Genomic DNA, 22403 nt, shown 5'->3' with positions numbered 1-22403 from the left:
GGAAAATGTAATTAAGGTAACTATATAGTAGTATTAGTAATAGAATCATGTCTCAGTTTTTGTAAAAAAAAGTTAGTCCAGACTTTTCTTGTTATTAACTGTGGAATACATTGTTTAACTGAGGAGATGGCAAAATTTAGATCCTCTCTTTCCTTCGTCATTATGGCATACATTTACCTCGTCATTTGCACTTTTGATAGGGTTGTGATGATATCATGTAGGACACAAGATGGTAAAATTCATCAACGAGATAATAAACTATGAGTATTTCTTTCAAGCCATCTGATTTTTTGTTGGTAATCTAGAACGAATCGTTTTGAGTAATCTTAGAAGTGGTGAGAATGATCTTTTGTGTTCAGGTGACATAAATTATGAACAATTGTTATACACAGTCGATTATATCTTCTGGATCTTTTATCGAATTTACAATCTTATTTGGTTGGAATCCCTTACTGCTTCCTAAGTGGGATCTTACAATGTATCATAAAACTTATTCATAAGGAGTTCAATATTCAATTCTTCAATGTCTCAAAATATCAACAGCTTATCATAATAATAAAGCAAAAATATTACAAATACTTTAATTTACTATTGGTGCCTCTAGTTTTACCACTTAGTCATGAACCTGATCCAGACTATATAGGTAGACTGGGGGATCAACTTAAGATGCAGTTATTTGAAACCAGTCTATTTAATTCTGGCACAAGACCCAATCCTGATCCAAATGAAGTAAAGCAAGGAGCAGTAGGCACATGTCCACTTATTGCTGTGCTTGTAGCTACAGCACATGTTTCAAGGACTAAAAAAATTATAGTAGATATGGTAAAAGAAAATAGACCAGCAAATAATTTCGTTTTCTTAACTATAAGAACAAGAGAAATATTTGAATATAGACCACATCCACAAGACTACAATAAACAGAATACCAGTGCAAACATGGATTTTGATTATCGTACTTGGGATTATTTAAAAGATAAAAAAGGCAACATACTCAAAGATGATGGAGGACAACCAATAAGAAAAACAAAAAAAGAATTCCTTGTTTTTTTGGAAAAAGATGGTGATTATCAAGTTGAAATAGAGGATGTCTTTGGAACTAAGGTAGAGAAATATATAAGAAAAACAAAAAATAAAGAAAAAAATAAGAGGTCAGGTCCAATGCATTTTTTTGATTCAGATGGACAACTAAATGATGAGATACTTCCACTTTTACCTCATGACCTGGATCCTATAAACAATTTCGCCAAAAAAAAGTCTCCAGTACCTGGATTTCGCAATAAGAAATGGTTTACAGTGAAATTCAGAACAAAACCAGCAGTTGCAGTTACTCCTGTTCTATATACAATAAATGGAGAGCTTTATTATGCAAGTTCCATAAATGGAAATCTATGGCCCTCAATAATTGAAAAGGCATATGTAGCCATATACGGCAAATATCCTACTACTGGCGGTATTCAAGAAATAAGAGGCGATGTGAGATTTCAAAGAACTTATCAAAATCTTTGGCATGACATAACCCCAGAAAAAGCAATGGAAGATGTTGTCGGGCCAGCTCTACAATTTGTTATAAGGCATCATCCCGACTGGAGAGAAGAAAGAGATGTAGGAAATTTTGACTTACCCACTTTAACAACAGATCGAGTTTTAAGATCAAGATTACAAAGACATAATGAACTACCAACCATAGTTGCAACCCTCCCAAATACTACAACACTGGTAACAATTCCTGGTGTCCAAGGCGAACAAGAATTAAATGCCAATCATGCTTTTGCTGTAGTAGGTTATAATAGATCTAGAGATCTCATTCAACTTCGGGATGCCATGTTTCCTGCAACTATAACAATAAGATTTAGGGATTTACGTGCTGATTTTTATATTTTGATTCAACCTGTTTTGGGAAAATCAAAAAAATCAAAATAACTTTGTCAATCAATTTCACCAGTAGCAATGAATAAAAGCATTACTTACCAAAATTTATCCCTCTGGTTCTGGTATGTTATTATCCATATCATTGCATCCTTGCCAGCTTGGAAGATTATCTTCACTGTCACTAAGATCATTATTTCTAAGATATACTAAAGACGTAGGAACTTTATACTCCCAAGAATCCTGAAGTATTCCATCATAGTTTAGCACATCGAGTTTTTCTTTCATCTCTTCTACTATATCCAAGTACATAGGTTCATTAATAACGGGAACATCTTTTCCTTCCCAGATTATTTTTGTTTTTAGAAAATATAAAATGGCTTTTTCAAACCCTGGCCTTACTGGGACGACCACTCTTGCTGCTCCTGCTTTTAAGAAATTATTAAAAAGTGGATCTACGTCATTACGAAACAGATTTTCTACCCAGTATTTATGTTTTCCCCAAAAATATGAATAAAAAATATATAGTATGTTATGCCATTCTACTGACTGTTCAAAGAACTGAATCTGCTTACCCAGTTTTTCTGCTGTCTTAAAATTTAGGTAGGGATATTTATAGTCCCCAACTTTGTTTTTGTAATATGCACCATCTGTTACAAGATGGTTCTCTGTAAGTATCATTATTGCGGACTTCTTTAACTCCACCTTTTCAGTTTCTCGATTAAATAACGGATTATTTCCAACTATCTCGATTCCTTCCGCAATTGCCTTTTCGGACATTTTCGATTCATATAACGCCATTTTATTCAAATAGGCTTCATGAATCTTAAGCCAGGTATTATACTGCCATTTATCAAATAAATTATCCGTTCTTTTTAATCGTATATTTACTACAACCGCATAGGAGAGATAGTGACGAGTATCGATTATAATTCCGACTGTCCCTTCTACTTCGTCACCTTGAGAAAATTTTGGTCTCAGGCGGACATCAAAATCTTTATTTTCATCAAGCGAATTTCCCTCAGATTCGTACCACCATGCTATCCTTTTATATCCTTCTGGAATTGGTACCTTTCTCTCTGCTACGTAGCTAGATACACTTTCTGTATCTGTTTCTTTTGTTTTTATAAATTCATCTTGTTTAAATGTTTCAGCAAGCCAAATGTATTTTGAAGGAGGTGGGCTCACCTCTGCATCATACCAAGAAGCATATGTCATATAACTATCTTCAGTAATATCTTCTGGTGTTATGATTTTGGGTTTGTTGTCTTCTTCGTACTCTGCTAGTGTGAGAAATTCTTCTGGTTTTGGAGGGATAATTATGTTACTGTTCATTAAATCGATAGCTTGAATTTTATTTTGTCTAAATATCGCCTTATAAAACCTTGCGGGTTCAGGTATTATAAACTCCAACAATAAGCGTTTATCATAAACATATAACTCACCGCAGTAGATTTTATCCAACCATTGATAAACACCATGTACATTAAAGTCTCTTGTCGTATTGTCAAGTTTATGAGTATTGATCTCTTCAATTTGTTGAGTTATTGTTGTAACTCTTTTTTCTGACATCACTCGTTGAATTTTTGAGATGCTCTTATCAATGACATTTTTAGAATAAGTAGATGATAAATCGTTAGATTCCTTTGTAGAGGTTCCTATTCCCATATCAAAATATGATGTTGCTTCAAAGAATGGTCCATATCCCGCAGTAATTTTTACTCCAAAATCAATTTTATTTTCTGTTTCTATTACTTCATTTGATGTTTTTTTTAATTCAAATCTTTCAGTTGATTCAAGATGGTTTGTAATGTCCTCTGTTGTTTTTTCTTCAACTGTTATAGTTTCTTCTGTCTTGGTAAGTTTTTTATGCACTCTTTCTTTTAATTCACCTGTTAAAATATTCTCTACGTGGGCTATTTCTCCATAAGTATATCTGACTATTTTATCCTTGACCTTCTTTAAATCACCTATTCCAGATACAAACTTTGGGAATTTCTGTATGGTATCTAAATCTGCCGTTAGCTGATCTAAATTCAAAGAATGACCTATTGGTTTTGCTACTACTTTTCGATTTAATACATCCTTATTGATGGATTCAAGTATATCATCTGGATCTTTGAAAATTTCTTTTCCTATTTTAGGATAGAGTATACGATTAACTTCCTTTACTCTTTTTCCTATTTTGGAGCTAGTGGTAGTCATAGAAAAATTGGTAAACGGAATGTTTTCTTCTTTTAATGTATTTTTAGAAACATCATCCAAATTTTTTATTGTTTCCTCTGTTAGAACCAAATCCAATTCTCCTCCTATTTTCTCCTCCTCCTCATCTTCTTCATCTACTATATTTGCTGTCAAATTTGAATCTCTATCAACTGTCGCTGTTATTTTTGAATCTTTGTTTGGTTGTTGTTGTTTTGAACTTATTAACTTTAATTGATTATCTTCAATGTTTGACAATGATTTTCTCGTATGTTTTAAATCCCGTAATTTTTTAACCTGTGCCTTTACATTTATTTTTTCTACAATAAAATCTTCAAAATCCTGATACTGGCTGACTATGTTTGAATCATTACCATCATCAAAAATTTTTGTAGGAAATACAATCTCTATATCTAATGGATTTTCCAATCCCTTTTCGGATATTAGTAATGGATCACCTTTTCCTATCTGTTCTATAAAATTTATGATTTTTGCTAACATAAAAAGGTTGTCTCTTAAGGTCGAACTAGCCGAATCGATAAAACTAGATGATAAAATGCTGTTATAGATACTAGATTTATCTTGTTGAAATTCTTCAGAGTTTATAAAATCCTCAACTGATCTAGAGAATATTTCAGTAATCTTTTTTTTGTAGTCATCTATTTCTAATTTTTTACTATTGGAGATATCACTATTGATATTGGAAATGATCCAAGATACAAAGTTCTCTATTTCTTTTACTTTTAATTTTTGCAAATCTGATACAAATTTTTCGGATTTTATAAAATGGTCTATTATTGTATTTACTCTATCAATTCTTTGATCCATATTAGCTTTTATTTTCTCTCTAAAGTTTTTATGATTGTCAATTTGTGTTGCAATATCTTTATCTTGAACAAAATCTTCTATAATGTCGTCTTCTAATTTTGTAATCTGATTTATTATTCTTTGATTATTAACTTTATTTTCATCGTTTACTCTTATAATTGGAATAGATAACTCCTGAATATAAGGTTCTAATACTAATTTTTTCATTTTATTAGAAATATGTTTCTCAGGCATTCTTCTTACAAAAAATCTAAATAATTCATCTGAAGTGGTATTTATTGACTTCAATAATAATTTGATGAGTTGGTTAAATAAAACTTTTGTTTAATTAGCTAGGATAATTACATTATATTGATAAATATATCTAAAATATAGCAGTAATTTACAAAAACTGTACAGATCTTAGTTTATAAAGTACATTAGTGATCCAAAAGTGATATTTTGCTCTAGAAAGATCAAAGATGATCTGCTTTTGTAGTGGAAACAAGCTCTATTATTTGATTTTGTCTCCGTATTTAATGAACATCAAAAGAATGACTTATACTTATAGTGTATTAGCAGAATGATTGTCAAAATGCAATAAAATAAGAAGACTCGATTTCAACCCAAATTATTTAATAAAGTTGTCATTAAATACTGCATTGCGTAAAGGAACATATCCAATGAGACTTGATATACTGAAGAACAGAAACACAGATTTGTATACTAAGATCAAGAGTCAAAATTTATATCTTGTTCTTTTTTTTATTGTAGTGTGCCTCAATTCAGTGAGAAGAAAAAACTGATACTAGCAATGCTTGTTATAAATTGTGAGATGAATCAGTTGACTGAAAACGAATCTATGGAATACGTTAATCGATCCTTTGATAAGAACATATCTAGAAGAACATATTTTTACTCTGACTAATTTCTTGTATTAAATTATCCTCCAATGTTATTTGCTATTGTTTTGTTCCTACAATACATATGACTTCGTTACTAAAACTTATTGAACCTGAATTTTTATCAACATTGCTATTTACTGCTGCTTCAGTTATAGCTTGCAGTAACTTTTTTCTTCTTTCTTCTGATTGCTTGGATAGTATTACCTGAACTGGAGACGCTGTTTCACATACAAAATTTGTAAATTCTTCTGCTGACTTGAAGTTAAAGATCATATCCTGTCTTTCAATAGTAACATCTTTGAATCCCGAGCTGTTAATATATTCTTTTAGTAATTTTTCATCAGATAGACTGAAAGGACCAGGTGCATTCATTGGAGGTGGCGGGCTGTTAGTTTCCTTCAATAATACATTAAAAGGTAGTGAAATAAACGGAACCTTATCAGGAGAAGCCCAAACCGCTGCAGCAAATATTCCGTCATTTACCAATGAATTGTGAATGTTTGATAATCCTGCTTTGACGTTAGGTAAAAACATGAGGCCAAATCTACAGAGAGCTGCGTCAAAGGTGGAAGATGGCAAGTTAATAGTTTCTGCATCCCCTTCCCTGAAATCCATCACATCTTGTAAACCCATAGATATAGACCTCTGTTTTGCAACTGCCAGCATTTGAGGGGATATATCTATGGCCAATACATGTCCATTTTCCCCTACTAGTTGTGCTGCTGTTATAGATGGTTCTCCTATACCAGTGGCTATATCAAGAATCTTTGAACCTTGTTTTATCCCTGCAAGTTCTATCAACCGTTTAGTGAGACTTTTACCTGCTGTCTCGGTTATATTCCACCACTTTAGCCATCCATCTGCTACATTATTCCAACCTTGACGTTGACCTTCCTTAAACTGATTGGGATCAAAAGTTGACATACACGGTTTCGATCCAAATGCAAAGTATATAAAAATGGATCTTGCAGAAAAATAAATGAATTGTGAGATGGCCTGAACTAAACAAGTAATAGATATATAAAAACAAATATGCTCAAAAGTATAATTATTGCAGTTGTAAAATAAATTAACGTAAGATTTGGTAAGTAGGTTTGCGTCTTTATTGATTTGTGTGTAATGAGATAGTTCTTCAATGCAAACAATATCAATACAATCGCTAAAGATATAGTAGCGATTCCAATCCAATTAGATAATTGATCGATTGAAGATGGGATTTGGTATGGATTTAATTCAGGCTAGTCTACTGAATATCGATAAATTATAATTCGAAATTCTGTCAAAAAGTAACCAAATTTGGATATTATGAATCCAAGGCCTATCAGCGCAATACTAGTCCTTACCCACGATAGAAATGTCCTTTCGTTTGCAAGATACTGCTGTGAGCGATCAGTTTTTCGTTTGTCATCGACATCGTCGACCATATTTTTCACATAATCTAGAAACTATTATAATATAATACAACGAATTCGATTGATCCCGTGTTAAATATAATGATAAGAATCTAAAAAATAACCTATGCACAAACTAATAGAAATTTTATCACATCTTAAACATGATTCCGAATAAATATTTGCAGTTGTTTTTTAGATGATCGATTACCTATGTCAATTAATAATACAGAATATTACAACCAGTTTAAAGCAACCTACTTGACAAATCGGACTCGTAATATATCTATACTAAACCGACCGGGTCCGTTTGATATCTCTTCTTTTGATATATCATATATTCGAATTACAATTGTTGATCAGAATATTTTTGTATATGGTCTAAAGTACAAACCTAGAACAAATGCTTTTGAAATAGATTATCAAAACTATAGAGATAAGGATATGATAAAAGAATAACCAAATTCAATTATATTCCTTTATGTCGTGCGAGCCAACAATGGAGTTGAATGAAATATAGTTAGTAAATTTTCTAACCTAACCTAACATTGGAAATGTTCCTGCCAAAGAGGTTGTGACCAGAGTTAGATATCCAGAGAGTAATAGAATCCCCATAATTATTAAGAGCGCAACGCTTATCCTGTGAATCCATGGCATATACTTAGTTAATTTCTTGTAAGTCACGAGATATTTGTCAATTGCTAGTGCGGATATTAGAAATGGAATAGCCAATCCGGCTGAATAGACAGTCAACAGCAGTATTCCTTCGTACATTGATGTAGTTACAGCTGCAATCGTCAATATACTAGCAAGTATCGGCCCAATACACGGAGTCCAGCCTGCTCCAAATCCCATTCCTATTAACAAAGAGCCAATGTGTCCAGCAGGTCTCTTTGTGAATTTGTATCCTCGATCCCTTTGAGTTCCAGGTATCTTTAAAATCCCAAGAAGATTAAGTCCAAATAATATAATCATAATTCCACCTATGATTTCAATCCATCGGCTATACTCGTGAAATGCAGATCCGATTGCCGTAATGGAAGCTCCTAAAGCTACAAAAACCAAGGAGAATCCAAGAATAAACAAGCATCCTCTTAGAAAGGTAGTTGACTTTATGGATGTCCTCTTGTGAACGGATTCTTGTTTTTCTAATTCTTCTCCTACACCAGATGAAGCGGTCTTTGAATCAATCCTGTTGTGAATATCAGAACCCAAACTGTCATAAGATTCACCTACTCTTGATGAGCTTCCTTCATTTCTTTTCTTATTGTTCCTATTCAACAACTCGTCAGAACTCATACCCGTAATGAAGGCAACAAAGCTTGGAATTATCGGTAAAATACATGGCGACAGAAAACTCAATAGACCAGCAGCGAATGCTACGGGTATCCCTATTGTGGTAATGTCACTTTCGACAGAAGTAGATCTTTCAATACTGGTAGAACCTGATGAACCAAGATCTGTAGTAGAATTAGTTGAACTAGAAATTGTCCTTGATGATGTAAATGTTGGAGCTACTTTTGAAAGCGCATCTTCTACCAAAGCTTTTGTGTTATCAGATATAGGATTGAATTGACCTTTCCATTGATGATATAGGTTCCCATTACCATCGATTAAATACGATTCTGGTACTCCAATAGCTTTGAATGTCCTAGTAAAGAAGTCATTTGGATCATGCCAAATCGGATATGTTATACCCATTTGCTCAGTAAAGAGTTTAATCCTATTTTCCATTCCAAAACTATCAACGCTTACACCAATGATTTCTAGACCGCTGCCCTTATATTCTTCATATAGCTGTTGTAGTCCTGGCATTTCTTCTCTGCAAGGGATACACCATGTGGCCCACGAATTCAATATTATCACTTTGCCAGTAACATTTGATATTGTAATGGGTTTTCCGTTTTCTAAAGACAAAGCTTCATATCCTTTTATACGTTCCTTTGGAATAGCTTGATTAGGTTGATTATTATCATCAGCTTGTGTTGATGCCGTAGTTTGGCCAAATGCAATTAAATTTACGACTTCATTTTCATCTGCATTCAAAGTGTTTGTGTTCAAAAGCAACATAAAAGAAAAGAAGGTAATTAATGAATAAAAAGAAAGAATTGAGAGAGTCATTTGTCTATATTTCCCTTTTTCATCTCCAATGGATTTAACTCGTTAGTTCATCTGGTCTCAGTATCGACATATTGACTGAATCGTCACCGTTCCAAAGTACGGCAACTAAATTATTGCCCGTGCCGATGGAAGGCTCACGACCGTTCTCAGAATTGACTGGCGGATAATTAACTAAAGTACCATTTTCAATTTTTCCCAAATGTATCATCGCGGATGTATTTTCAAATACCCATTTTTCATCCAGTGCAGTTAGTCCAAATGAGTCCTCCCAAGTAATCCAAATGTTGTCTTCGTTATCCACGGCTATATCGGATCGTAGAGGAGGTACCCAGTCTCCGGTTAATACCGGAAGTGGTTTACTAAAAGATGCAGCCTTATCAGTAGAATATGCGTAGTAGATTCCAGGATGATCTTCGGCTCCCGTATACCAGACTACATGTATGTTACCTTTACTGTCTTCTACCATTGGTGCTCCTACATGCACGCACCCACCAAATACAAAACTATCATTTGCTATCTTATTTGGTAAATCAAAGGTCATACCACCATCAGAAGAACGTGCTACAACCATATCTCTTACGACAGGATCTACTTGTGGGTTAGTGTTTGGTGCAACTGGAAATTTGTCCCTCCATGAAACATATACATCACCGCTAGAAGCAGCTAGTACATTTACATTACAACATTCACAAGCAAATTTGTCTATATTTAGTGTGGGGTTGAAAGTCTTTCCGCCATCTGTTGATACAGCTATGCTAGCCTGGGTCCCATTTTCTTCATCTGTAGAAATAATTGTTCCATTTTCTAATATTTGAGCATCGTAATTTAATGATCCAACATATATCTTGCCATCATTTCCAATGTCAAATGTTTGAAAAGCCTTTGCTTGGGTAGCATCGTCTTTGTTTGTTACATTGACCGCAGGTGTAAATGTCTCCCCACCATCTAACGAATAAGCCATCTTTAGCGTTCTAAACCCATGTGGAGCAAATGCAGGTGCCTCTTTTGAGGATACCCATAGTGTATAGATAGTACCATTATCAGTAACTTCAATTTGTGGTGGTACTCTGCCATCCCACATAACATCTCCAGGTTTATCATTTACCCTAACAGGTTCAGAAAGTGTAAAGTTTTCATCAATGGTTTTTGTAAAGTATAAATCTGAGCTATCATTCTCAGTTTTTATATACGTAACATAGATTTGATTGGTATTTGGATCTACAAACAAATCGGCTCCATGTGAACCGTCACCATCAACAATTAATGACACGTAGTCGTTTGTAGTATCATTAGTTTGCGGTTGTTGTTGTTGTGCAAATGTTTGAGACGTTTGACTTCCTCCTAAAAGCAGTATCAGAATAAAGCACGTAGACAGTAAGGCAGCTTTAGCCATAGAAAATTTCATTTCGATAGTGTCCAAAGAAAATATATATGAATTCTTGTACATTCTTCGAATGTCATAACTTTATGAATCAAAATGAATACAGACTATTTCTTTTGTAGTTTCATAACTACAAGAGCTAGTATTAATATAGAGAATCAACTATTTTATGGTCATTAATAACTGTTCTGTAGCAAGATATTCAAATTTGTGGATTTGGTTTTTATAAACAGTAATAACATCAACAATACAAAAGTAGCTGTTGACGACTTTTGTGATAAGTGGTAAAAAGATCAACTATTGCTGGATTTCACAATTGTAAGAGAGAAAGGATAAAGGCTATTGTATTTTTGACATTTCAAATATGGATAGAGATGATTTACTAATCAAAATTTACCGTAGCTTCAAGATAGCTAGATTGACATTGTCATTATCCTTCCAGACGACTCCTGTTATTGTTTTTACCGACGATATGACAGGATCTTGGCCGATCCCAAATTGTCCATTTTTGAACAATTCTCCGTTAGCAGATTTAACTGCGAGGAATGCATAGGAATAATTGTCATCTCGAGCATCAGTCGTAGCCATCCAGACATTATCTCTTCCATCGACGCCAAGATTGATTTCGCTCGTAGGCATCCAGTTATCTACCAAAATAGGCAGGGGTTCACTGAAATTCAGGCTGCTATCTGTAGTAGTAGGATTTGCATAGTAGGTACCGGGCATTTCCCAACCTCCTGTAACCCAGCCTACATGCAGTACCCCCTTACTATCAAATCCAAGATCAGGACCTGCACTAGGACATCCATTCATGTACCAGTTATCAGCGTTAACTCGTACTGCAGGCAAGAAATTTTGAGCCTTTCCAGAGTCGTTTGAACGGGTTACATAAATGTCACGTATAACTTCATAAATGACACCTTTTTCTAGCTTGCCTTCATAATTGTATAGATTGGATCCATTTGTATACGTTTGATTGTTTATATGGGAAGCATGTCTCCATATTAAGTAAACTTCCCCATTTTTGTCTGTCAAGCAGCTGTCTTGCAACAATCACATGCAGTTTTATCAATAGTTACGGGATTTTCAAAGGAATTTCCTCCATCGGAAGATCGTAATAGTTTTACTTCAGATGGATAGCTAATACTAAAATCTGTGACATTCGACAAACTGTCTAAGTATGAAATATAAACAGAATTGTTTTTGGACACTGCAAGATCAAAGAATGCCTTTTCGGTAACGGTATTATTTCCGGGAGAAGTTACAAATGAAAAAGTTTGCCCACCATCTGTTGATTTTGCAAATCTCAGAGAACTGGTACCATAAGCAAAATCTTTATTAGAATCGTCTATAGCGTGCCACAATACATTTACTTCATTATTGGGTCTTAGTCCAATTTTTGTACTGGTCCAGGCATTCATTGTTGCGTCACCAATCTTATCATTCACTCTTACTGGATTACTAAAAGTAGTACCATTATCTTTCGATATCTCTAGATAGATGTTGGTTTCATTATTCTCAGTTATCGCATATGATAAATATATTGTATCATCAACCGGAGAAATTGTTATTGACGGATCTGTTACATTATTAAGCACTTTAAAATCTATTCCTGATACGATACTTGTGAGGTTGTTTTCCATCATTTGAATGATGGATTCTCTATTAAATGTCGAAGATGACCCATTAGAAAAATCTTGTGTATATATTCTTCGTTCATAGGTAACAATCAAAATTACATTGATACCTATTACCAGAACAAGATGAATCAAAAAGTATATCAATCGCAATAGTCCATGAGCAAATACCATAACTTTCAAGTCATATATTGAACAACTTTAAAGATATTGGTACATTCGTAGAATACAGCACATTTAATTCTTATTTCAATAATAACTTTGGAATTTACATACGAGATGAGGAATCATATCGAACCTAGCATAATTTGAAATATTGTTGTTGATGCTTTTTGTTTTTCAAAAATATAATATCAATCAATATAACTTTAAAACAATTCGATAAAATCACATAAATTTCTGTTCCTATTTAAAAGAAATAATAGAATCTAGAGGAATTATTAAAAATGGTTAACTAAGATGAATATATCTGAATTACCTAGCATAAAATGAGTTGAAGAGGTAGTAGATGTATCAAGAAACTTGAGGAACAACCCATAAAAAATGAGGTAATTAGGGCTAATTTATCTGAGTTGCTACATGTGGTTTATATTTGTTCCACATCATTCCAAAGATTATTCCCAAGACCAAATAAAACATTACCATGGTAGCGAAGGTGACCATTCTAAATGAATTGACCAAGTCCATAGGTGCTGTTATTGCATCGGGATTGGAAGGAAAAATGGAAAATATAACACTGACTAGCCCTACATAAAAAATGGGGATCAGGTACTTGAGATAACTGAACGTTCTAAATTTAATCACCACGGTACAGAGTCCCACAACTATTAATCCAGATGTCAATTGAAAGGCTGTATATAGGCTATCCCTGAATCCAATCGTTTCTGGATCTCCCACAGCAGGAGGATTAGCTGGATATTTCAGGAATGGAACAACATATAAGGCCAAACACATCAGTCCTGCCAAAACAAGAGATTTCTTTCGATCATCTGATGAGGGGAGGTACTTGCGTGAGATGACATATATGATACCTAAAACTGCCCCATATGTCAAACCAAGTAGTGCACCTGTAGCAAAAGTACCTTCTTTTTGCCATATTCTGTAAGTATTTAATTCATTAAAATCAATAACTTTTCCCTCAGCTATGCTATTTTCAACCTCTATTCCAATGGCTTGATCAATAAAAGGCTCTGCAACAAAATAATTAATACTTGCCAATACTAGCCCAGCTAGAACTCCTGCAAAAAGTGAAATAAAAATAAAAGAGTACGAATTCATATGCATTAACCTACTTTAAGATATCAAATTAATTTACAATCATCAATGACATGGAAATCCTGCTGCATGTCTTATGTCATGAGTAAATTCATGAATCCACATTTCATCATATGCTTCACTTCCCTGAACCAAGCTAAATATTTGTCCTTGATCGTAACCAACAATGTAAATACTAGTTATCGCAATCATTGCTAAGACTGCAATTGCTAATTTAGGCGTCTGATCCTTTTGTATAATTCTAAGTTCATCACGAGAACCCATATTCTGAAAGAATAAATCCATATATATAAATTGTTGGATGGTTTATCCAAAGATACTAAAATATATAACAATCAAATCAATCGCAAGCAAGTATTATAAATAACACATTATAATTTATGCCAGTTATTGTTTAAGATTGATTATATCATACCAATGGATAAAACTGCATGTATCGTATTATAATCTACAACATACATTTTGTGGTATTATGACAAAAATTTGGCAATCTATCATCTTACAATTTCATGACAAAGTTACAAATTATTAGATCGATAAAGCATTATGTAGATACGAGGATAATGTAAGAATAATTGTAGTGTGTAATTTTGCTGTTTTGTCCTACCAGAAAAGAAAAACACCAAATTAAATTTTGCAGCAATAATAAAGCAAGAGTATGGATTAACAGGTTTGTTCATCCATACTCTTAATGAGAACTAGATAAACGGAGCCGCATATAGTACTTCTCCAAATGTCGATATAAAGATCATGATTCATTCGTAGAATGAACTAGTCACTCTATTTTCTACAGCAACTGGTCACGCGAGTTGAATTAAATCACTCAGCTGAAAAGGTGGTATGCAGAAGTAGATGCCATTGTCCATGTAAAGATATTAGCCAACAAAATTACAAGAATAACACATCAATAAAATTCAATCAGTTTGGTATCAGCAAAGTATGGATTCGTTTAAAAAAAATTAAATTAAATATATTCTAATAAAATACTAGAATTCACTTATCAATGAAAGATAACTAGCCATATCCTTATCTAGTAAACTGTTGTTGGTCTCCTGTAGCAATTTTTTAATAAGTTTTGGAATCCTCACTGAAAATTCTGATCCTTCATCTTTATTCTCCTTGCTACGATATTTGACCCATCAAGTCTCTTCGAATTCCAAGAGATGGTGATGATACAATACCTACATATGATATAATATCACCAAATGAGTATTTTTTTTCTTTGTATAAAGGAATATCAATATTTCCATCGAGGTTTTCATTTTTAGATATCCTAACCTAACGATTTCTTCCATTGGAGTTGAATGTGGAAAATATCTTGTAACATCGCTATTTTCGAAGTAGATTACTTTTATTAGATAATGCTTTCCAATACAGATAAATTGTAGAAATGTTTCATTGCAGAATTGGTTATTCGCGACAAGTCCCCATATCTAATACATGGTATTAGAAAAATTATTTTTAAGAAAAAAACCTTTTGTCGGTTTTATCATCAGATCCACTGGCAGACTCCATTAAATAAGGTAGTTTTTTTCTTTGAGGAGTAAATCCATCATTTTTGTCCATCATTAGATCTTTAGCTAAAGGCAAGCAAAATCAGGTATATTTAGAGCAAGCACATGAATAAAGATATCGACGTTTGTATCATATAAGGAGATAGAAAAGAATAATGAATTACAGTGCTAATTGAATGAGAAGGTGCAAGAAACAGATTTGCCTTATTATTGAGAACAATAAAATATGCAGTGCAACTAAATATACTTTCTTTTTAAGTAATGAAGTTACATATAACCAGATAGTTAAAAGGCAACTGGTACAACAATAGAAGAACTGAAAGCTCAATATATTTACCATTAAAGCGATTGCCTGTTTAACCCCGACTAGTAATTTGTATAATTTAGTTTAACGGTATAAAAGACATACATACATTCAACGAATGTACAAGAAATTATATAAACAATAGCAATGCAATTACGATGAACAAAGACCTAAACCATGTACAGAGTTAAATGCTAATGCCTCTTCATTTCAGTAATGAGTAATGACTAGAATGATAGTGTGTCTTTTAGTCGTTACTTACTACTGTATTGTTACAAATGATATGAGATCGCGATATTAGAATGCGGTAATAGTGCAAGAATATCTTGACATACACAAAGTCTTATTTTATTTAACTAAAAAGTAGTAAATTTAGAAATATGTATTAGTATATTAGTAGAATGAACTAATAACGATATAAGAAATATCAATCGTTGAGATAATACACAACATGACTAAATGAACGATAGAGTCGCTGGTATAACATATTGAGTCAGGTTATATTATTGAAGGTCAAAGCCTAAAAATAGTAAAATACGTTTCATCAATATCTAAAGGAGTAACTTATGATCTGGTATTTTGTTCATACGATGGATATGAAGGTATTTTAGCCATTGCTAGGTCAAATGCTGGTGTTATTCTTTGTAAAAAAAGCATGATAGGACGTATTCATCCCAACAAGAAAAAGAATCAGGTCCTTGTATTTGTAGATAATCCACGATTTGAATTTACCAGAATTGCAAAAAGGATTACCCGTAGTACTAACTTAGAATCCAACAAAGTAATAGTGGGAGGTGTAATATCTCCCACAGCCACAATAGCTGATTCAGCAAAAATAGGTAGAGATTGTTATATTGGAGACCATGTTGTCATTGGCAAAGATTGCATAATAGGAGACAACACAATGATTGAATCCAAAGTAAATCTACAAAATTGTATAGTAGGTGATGGCTGCATAATTCAACCAAACACCACAATAGGCTATGATGGTTTTGCTTTTGAAAGATGCCCTGATACACTGGAACTTGAAAAGTTTCCTCATTACGGCAAGGTAATTATAGAAAACGATGTTGAAATATATGCTAACTGTTCAATTGCACGCGGCTCTCTATCTGATACAGTAATAGGACAGGGTACAAAGATAGACGCACTATGTCATGTTGCTCACAATGTAAGCATTGGTAAAAATACTGAATTAACTGCAGGTACAATAATAGGAGGAAGTACCACAATAGGCAATAACTGTTGGTTTGGATTAAACAGCACTGTGAAAAATAAATTAAAAATAGGAAACAAGGTTATTGTTGGTTCTGGTAGTTCGGTTATAAACAATATTGATGATGAGGATATAGTTGCAGGTGTTCCAGCCAAATCGATAAAAAATAAGATAACTATAAACAAGGAGAAACTATTCTTGATGGCTGGACAATATCACAAGTGACAAGAACAGAATCATAATCATTCTTTGAAATAAAGAGGTTTTACTGATCATCAGGTTATAATCTGAGCTTACAAAATGATTCATCGTACGACGTTTAGCAAGAAATCAAGTGTTCTGTAATTCTATACCATAAATCAAGATGTAAGTTTTTAGTTTGTGACAAATCTATGAATATATTAAAGGTGAAGTGTCTTATGAAGTATTTAGATAATTAAGAGCCTATCCCAAAATTAACTTTCTATAGATGATTATACTACAAGAGAACTGTGCTAGACCAAGATAGTTTTCATCCTTCTTTTCATATCGTGTGAAGAGTTTCCTAAACCTGTTATGCCATGAATTCGTTCTCTCTACAACCCATCTCTTGGAAGAATATTTCTTACGGTTTGGCATTGATATTTCTTTGCCAATTTCACCTTTCTTCCCTTTTTTCTTCTTGATTGGAATGTGCAGAACATATCCTCGTTTGATTAATTCCTGTTCTTCCTCTGCAGATTTGTATCCCTTATCAAGACACAGATGTTGTAATCGTCGTCGTCGTCGTCTCGATCTGGATAATGATTTTGGTCTTTTTATTACTGTATTATCGACTACATCTGTTACCAGATTGATGTCGTGAGTGCTAGCAGGTGAAATTACAACCGATAGAGGAATACCTTTCTTCTCTGTCAAAATGTGTCTTTTTGTGCCTAGTTTGCTCCTGTCTGTGGGATTATTTCCAGTCTTGGCCCCCCTAAAGATGACTTTATGGATATACTGTCTATGGATTGCCACGTCCAGTTGAGACCAATTTTATCATCATAATCTTTCAATAGTTTGATCCATGCATTTTTAAATACATCCAGTTTATTCCACTCCTGAAATCTCCTGTGACAGGTAGAACCTGAACCATATTCTTTTGGAAGCATCTTCCATTGGCACCCCGTTCTAAGAACGTAAAGGATCCCATCCAGTACTTGTTTATATGGAATAATCGGTCTACCCACAGTTTTTGGAGGCTTTTCTTTAGGCAGTATCTTCTTAAACTCGTCCCATAATTCATCGGGAATCCTTCTGATAGTAGGAAGAGTGTGTTTTGCTTTGTCTTCCTTAGTCTGGACACAGATCACGGTTTACCAAGACAGATAAGGAGCTATATTTCTATCGAATTTTGGGATAGGTTCTAAACATAAAGAAAATTTTAATAACCTATCACAATTTCTCAGTAAGACGAAAAAAGATAACGGGTTTTACCTTAACTGTTACCTTTTGCAGGTGTTAGACTAGGCAAAATTATCATTTGTTAGAGTAGTATTGGTAGCAATATTGGCCGTCACCACAGAAATTTTGGCGTTATTTCCATCTCGGTAAGCAATGAAAGCAACATCATCGTTACCACTTACTGCCAGATCCACCAATTCATGTATCTGTCCATCTATTATTGAGCTGTTAAATATCACTTGATGATCATTGTCTACGATGCTCAAATGAACTTTACCCTGATGATCATCCCTAATTTCAGAGTATCTAACTACATCTGAACTCCTCTGATCAGAAAAAGTAATCCACACATTATCTCTATTGTCAACTCCTACACTAACTTGTGTAGGAGGAATAAATTCTTCATCAGTTAACAACGGGATAGACTCGCTAAAGGTTAAACCTTTATCGTCTGAATAGGCATAGTAATAACCTGTGCCATTTGGAGCAGTTTTACTTCCGGTAAACCAGGCCACATGTAAGCGTCCCACGCTGTCAAAAGCCATACCAGGTCCAGCATCAGGGCAACCAGTAATATACCATTTATCCTGACTAACTTTTGTAATAGGACTAAACTCCTCGCCAGTTCCGTTATCCACTGTATGTCTTACTACTATATCTCGAATAGTCTCATAGTCTTCATAGTCAAAATCATCGAATAGAGATCCATTACTAAACCCATAATTGTATGGATTATTTGGATCTACGGGAATAATATCTTGTTCATACTGGGAATCTCGCCATGAGAAATATATTTCTCCATCAAGACCCACTGCAGAAACTGTTTGACAGCAAACACAGTTTTGATTATCAATGGTAGAAGGCAAGGCAAAAGATTTTCCTCCATCAACCGATTTCACCAATTTAAAGCTTGAAGGGTAATCAATTATTCTTGTACCAGATTCATTTGTGAGACTATCAAGAAATGACAAATAAAGTGTCTGATTCCCAGTCACACTCAGATCAAAGAATGCCTTTTCACTTTTGTAACCAGTTACGGGATTGACAGCCGGTGAAAAGGTATTCCCTCCATCCAAAGACCTGGATACACGTAATTCAGTAATCCCGTATGGAAAGTCTGGATCTTCCTTAGAAACCATCCATGCAACATACACTTCATTATTCGAACCAAAGCATATCGGAATAGTGTTCCATGTATCGGCAGCATCTCCGGGTTTGTCATTAATACGTACTGGTATGCTAAATGAGTTACCACTATCTTGAGACTTTGTAATATAAATATTTGTAGAATTATTCTCCGTTAAAGTATATACAGCAAACAATTCTCCAGTGTTGGGATTTACGGCAACAGACGGGTTATGTCCTTGAGTAAAGTTATAAGTAGTAACTACCTGAGGAGAAGCTAATCGAGATTCAGAGTATTCAAATAACGAATGGTTTCCTAAAATCATAACAGACACAATTAGAGACATAATCAGTAGCCAAATTATTTTGTTTTTCAACAATAACAATAGAGATTGAATATTCTTTTAAGCCTTATTGTACAATACTAGAAGTAGAAGATTGATCTTATAATTATACAAAATAGGAAAACATTTTCTACCTTTTCTATTCCTTTTTCAAAAGATTGAGGTATCAATTTAGATATGTTATTCATTGCAGGAATAATTATAGCGACATCAGTATCAACAATATTATTGGGATTTGGATTATCACCATATTATTTCTTAAAGACTAGACAAGATCAATGAGAGTTGAAATAAATATGGTGTCCCGAGGGGATGTAGACTTATTGTTGCTGGAGTAGACATATCAACTGGAACCTTATCCACAGATATTTATACGTCTATAGTCATTGTGGTAGCTGTTACCACCACAATTATACCAATCTGGCCGAAAAAATCACATCAAAGAGAATTGACAACAACCAGCAATAGCAAGAATGTCTGAGTATCCACATGAGTTTCATCGACATAGCTCATATTAGATATCAATCAAGAGTTTTGCTATTCCCTCAATAAAAGATAAATTAACACATCCATTAAATTCTAGATTATTTTCTAGATTCCTCTTTTTGTATTTCTTCCAGAGGTATTATCTTTATCTTTTGCAAATTGCTTCTGACGAGTGTTTGTAGTTTGGGATACCTTGGAGTTGTATTTATTATTTTTTAGTTGCTCTTCGCTAATAGATGTAACGCTATTCTTGCTATATCCCAAGTACGATTCGGCGATCGTATTTTGATTTCTCTGTCTCAACTCTGTTGAAACGTATTCTCGAAGTTTACTTGAAAGAATGACGTTATCGATATGAGGATTTGAGGCCAATTTGCTTGTAATTGATTTTGAGATATCATTAGCAAGCATGTATGGAGTACCAGCTCTTGTAATTCCCCTGGCTAGTTTTTCTTGGTTAAATTTCTCAGAATTCCCACTTCTTTTTAAAACGGTCAATTCCGATAAGGGGTAAAATGTTGACCGTTTTTGTTCTGTATTGGCATCTGCGGTCATCAAAATACTATTGTCTTGATAATATTTAACAATGAGCTATTTACAATCGGCTCTGTTCAGTTAACGATAATCCTATAGCTTGAAAGCATTCCATTTCTTTTATGCTTACTAGAAACAGAACGCCTTCAAAGTATGTATATTATGCACTACATCTATACTTTTCAGGTCTTTCTCTCAGGAGAGCCTCCGAAAGACTATCTCAACTTTTCAAAAGAAATCATGTTTCCATCTGGAACTGGATTCAAAAGTACAAACCCCAAAAGATGCAGTCACGCAGAAGAAAGGTTCTGGAGTATATTGTAGATGAAACGATGTTAAAGGTGAGATCAGAATACATCTGGCTATGGGTAGCAATAGAGCCTAAAAACAGACAAATTCTCGCACTATCTATCTCTAAGGAAAGAAACATGTTTGTTGCAGAAAGATATCTTTCTAATTTGATCAAAGTTCATGGAAAGCACCCAGTTTCGACTGATGATGGTGGGACTTGGTATCCCATGGCTTGTCAGTTTCTCAAACTCGATCACCATATTCATTCCTCTTACGAGAAAAGTGTAATCGAAAGAACGATGCAATATATCAAGGATAGAACCGAAAGTTTCGATGACTATTTTCCTTGCAGAGTAAAGAATTGTAAGTTGAAGCATGTACACAATTGGTTGCGGTTATTTATTGACTATCATAACAGAGAAATAAAACATGTTAACTGAACAGAGCCAGATTTTAACGTATTAACTTAATAGGACAGATACCTTTCTGACACTTTCCGAGATACACTTACCAATCCCTTGATTTTGGCTAGTCCTTCTAACCCGTAGTTTCCCATAATTAACAAGTCCACCTCACCTAATTATTTTTCGCATAATTGGCTATTTAATTGGGTGGGCTATAACAGATTATTACACACTCAAAATTAACTCATCTATGGATCCGATTCCATCTATTTTTTCTTGCATTGTATTCTTATTGTTATCTTCCATTTGTTTGTATATCGCTAAAGCATGTTCGCTTAGTGTGGCTATTGAACTACTTTTTTTGTTTCTAAGTGATTCATCAAACAAAGATCTAGTGATAGGTAGTTCCTGAATCACATGTAATAAAAGAATTTTAACATAGGTCTATACTTATTACTTAGAAAAACTAGATTTGCTGAATTTACAGCATATGTTAGAAACCTTTGCGAATACTTTAACTATTAAATGGTACTAGAATCATTTTTATCAACAATTTACATTCTGTTGTTTAATATTTATCAATCATAAGAAACGTACTATAGAGCATGACTAATTAAGCAAATATGAAGATCCAAGCAATCAGGATTTCAAATGACAAAAATATCACCTGTTGTTGTTATTACCTACGCAAAATTAGTTTACTTCAATACAGATGCGTAAATTTTTATTTTTGCCTTCTTAGAAGAAAGAGAAAAGATACTTAATACCCTCAACATAGAGACACTATAGATCTCTAAAATGAAAATTATAAACTAAGTTGCGATTCTCTGAGCAAACCAAGTATTATGATCAGAATATAACAAGAAAAAGATAATTATTTTTTGCATTAAATAACTTGATCTAAAAGGTTTTGTGCATATTGACCAAATACTGATAATTCTGGAAGATGTCTACAAATATAGAATTTAATCCAATTCCTGAGAGGGATGAAACAGCAAAAGATATTGTCTGAAATTGACAAATAATTCACTCTAAATTTTGACATCTGTACCACAAATAATAACTAATTGATTTGTGAATACAGGCTGTGCACTTATGAGTGCACGAAAAGTTTGATCCAATACAATGTGAAGTGGATCTCGATAGCACTTCCCATATTTTACTATCGATAGGTC

The 22403-nt window shown here is 33.7% G+C and carries 18 protein-coding genes; 5 read left to right on the top strand and 13 right to left on the bottom strand.

From position 1 onward, the window contains the following. The first annotated feature begins 594 nt into the window (after positions 1-594). Entirely contained in the window at positions 595-1920 is a 1326-nt protein-coding gene (locus NFRAN_RS08985; protein ID WP_134484675.1) for a hypothetical protein, read from the top strand. A gap of 54 nt (positions 1921-1974) precedes the next feature. Here the strand turns inward: NFRAN_RS08985 and NFRAN_RS08980 are convergent, their stop codons facing one another. Continuing rightward, positions 1975-5184 (bottom strand): hypothetical protein, encoded by a 3210-nt coding sequence (locus NFRAN_RS08980; RefSeq protein ID WP_145988064.1) that lies wholly within the window; start codon positions 5182-5184, stop codon positions 1975-1977. Positions 5185-5650: 466 nt separating this feature from the next. On the opposite strand from NFRAN_RS08980, the gene NFRAN_RS13865 reads away from it, so the two are divergent. Continuing rightward, on the top strand, positions 5651-5803 hold the full coding sequence (locus NFRAN_RS13865) for a hypothetical protein (RefSeq protein ID WP_172602241.1): 153 nt from the start codon (positions 5651-5653) through the stop codon (positions 5801-5803). 34 nt (positions 5804-5837) lie between these two features. Here the strand turns inward: NFRAN_RS13865 and NFRAN_RS08975 are convergent, their stop codons facing one another. After that, entirely contained in the window at positions 5838-6704 is an 867-nt protein-coding gene (locus tag NFRAN_RS08975) for a class I SAM-dependent methyltransferase (protein WP_134484673.1), read from the bottom strand. 314 nt (positions 6705-7018) lie between these two features. Beyond that, the gene (locus NFRAN_RS08970) at positions 7019-7204 is read right to left on the bottom strand and encodes a YidH family protein (protein WP_134484672.1); all 186 of its coding nucleotides are present in this window, start codon (positions 7202-7204) and stop codon (positions 7019-7021) included. Positions 7205-7384: 180 nt separating this feature from the next. Here NFRAN_RS08970 and NFRAN_RS08965 point away from each other — a divergent pair, with 180 nt between their 5' ends. After that, a complete protein-coding gene (locus tag NFRAN_RS08965) occupies positions 7385-7630 on the top strand; it encodes a hypothetical protein (RefSeq protein ID WP_134484671.1) in 246 nt (81 codons plus the stop codon). A 78-nt stretch (positions 7631-7708) separates the two neighbouring features. Here the strand turns inward: NFRAN_RS08965 and NFRAN_RS08960 are convergent, their stop codons facing one another. From NFRAN_RS08960 to NFRAN_RS08935, 6 genes are all read right to left on the bottom strand, one after another. Further along, positions 7709-9292, bottom strand: a complete 1584-nt coding sequence (locus NFRAN_RS08960) for a cytochrome c biogenesis protein CcdA (RefSeq protein WP_134484670.1) — start codon at positions 9290-9292, stop codon at positions 7709-7711. A 34-nt stretch (positions 9293-9326) separates the two neighbouring features. Next, on the bottom strand, positions 9327-10697 hold the full coding sequence (locus NFRAN_RS08955; protein ID WP_172602240.1) for a sialidase family protein: 1371 nt from the start codon (positions 10695-10697) through the stop codon (positions 9327-9329). A 369-nt stretch (positions 10698-11066) separates the two neighbouring features. Further along, positions 11067-11708 carry a hypothetical protein gene (locus NFRAN_RS08950; protein WP_134484668.1) on the bottom strand — a complete coding sequence of 214 codons (642 nt, stop codon included), beginning with the start codon at positions 11706-11708 and terminating at the stop codon, positions 11067-11069. Then, on the bottom strand, positions 11705-12484 hold the full coding sequence (locus NFRAN_RS08945) for a sialidase family protein (RefSeq protein ID WP_134484667.1): 780 nt from the start codon (positions 12482-12484) through the stop codon (positions 11705-11707). Before NFRAN_RS08945 ends, NFRAN_RS08950 begins: the two co-directional genes overlap by 4 nt. Before the next feature lie 384 nt (positions 12485-12868). Further along, entirely contained in the window at positions 12869-13588 is a 720-nt protein-coding gene (locus NFRAN_RS08940) for a CbtA family protein (protein ID WP_172602239.1), read from the bottom strand. A 42-nt stretch (positions 13589-13630) separates the two neighbouring features. Then, positions 13631-13849, bottom strand: a complete 219-nt coding sequence (locus NFRAN_RS08935; protein WP_134484665.1) for a CbtB domain-containing protein — start codon at positions 13847-13849, stop codon at positions 13631-13633. A gap of 2041 nt (positions 13850-15890) precedes the next feature. Here NFRAN_RS08935 and NFRAN_RS08930 point away from each other — a divergent pair. After that, positions 15891-16844 (top strand): UDP-3-O-(3-hydroxymyristoyl)glucosamine N-acyltransferase, encoded by a 954-nt coding sequence (locus NFRAN_RS08930; RefSeq protein ID WP_134484664.1) that lies wholly within the window; start codon positions 15891-15893, stop codon positions 16842-16844. 219 nt (positions 16845-17063) lie between these two features. On the opposite strand, the gene NFRAN_RS08925 is transcribed toward NFRAN_RS08930, so the two are convergent. The 3 genes from NFRAN_RS08925 to NFRAN_RS08915 all read right to left on the bottom strand — a co-directional run bounded on the left by NFRAN_RS08925 (position 17064) and on the right by NFRAN_RS08915 (position 20554). Next, positions 17064-17902, bottom strand: a protein-coding gene (locus NFRAN_RS08925; protein WP_134485554.1) for an IS5 family transposase whose coding sequence is annotated in 2 segments (ribosomal slippage) — positions 17064-17569 and positions 17569-17902 — 840 coding nt in all. Because the reading frame shifts where the segments join, the coding sequence is not laid out codon by codon here. A gap of 204 nt (positions 17903-18106) precedes the next feature. Further along, positions 18107-19495 carry a sialidase family protein gene (locus NFRAN_RS08920; protein WP_172602238.1) on the bottom strand — a complete coding sequence of 463 codons (1389 nt, stop codon included), beginning with the start codon at positions 19493-19495 and terminating at the stop codon, positions 18107-18109. A 609-nt stretch (positions 19496-20104) separates the two neighbouring features. Further along, positions 20105-20554 (bottom strand): ATP cone domain-containing protein, encoded by a 450-nt coding sequence (locus NFRAN_RS08915; RefSeq protein ID WP_145988062.1) that lies wholly within the window; start codon positions 20552-20554, stop codon positions 20105-20107. 101 nt (positions 20555-20655) lie between these two features. Between NFRAN_RS08915 and NFRAN_RS08910 the strand changes: the two genes are divergently transcribed. Beyond that, positions 20656-21264 carry a DDE-type integrase/transposase/recombinase gene (locus NFRAN_RS08910; RefSeq protein WP_134484661.1) on the top strand — a complete coding sequence of 203 codons (609 nt, stop codon included), beginning with the start codon at positions 20656-20658 and terminating at the stop codon, positions 21262-21264. Between the two features lie 189 nt (positions 21265-21453). Here NFRAN_RS08910 and NFRAN_RS13860 read toward each other — a convergent pair whose 3' ends face one another. After that, positions 21454-21645 carry a hypothetical protein gene (locus NFRAN_RS13860; protein ID WP_134484660.1) on the bottom strand — a complete coding sequence of 64 codons (192 nt, stop codon included), beginning with the start codon at positions 21643-21645 and terminating at the stop codon, positions 21454-21456. Positions 21646-22403: the final 758 nt, after the last annotated feature.

This window comes from Candidatus Nitrosocosmicus franklandus, from assembly GCF_900696045.1.
GTDB classification, from domain to species: Archaea; Thermoproteota; Nitrososphaeria; order Nitrososphaerales; family Nitrososphaeraceae; genus Nitrosocosmicus; species Nitrosocosmicus franklandus_A.
The sequence above is the reverse complement of the archived record's forward strand: the minus strand, read 5'-3'. Positions and strand labels throughout refer to the sequence as shown.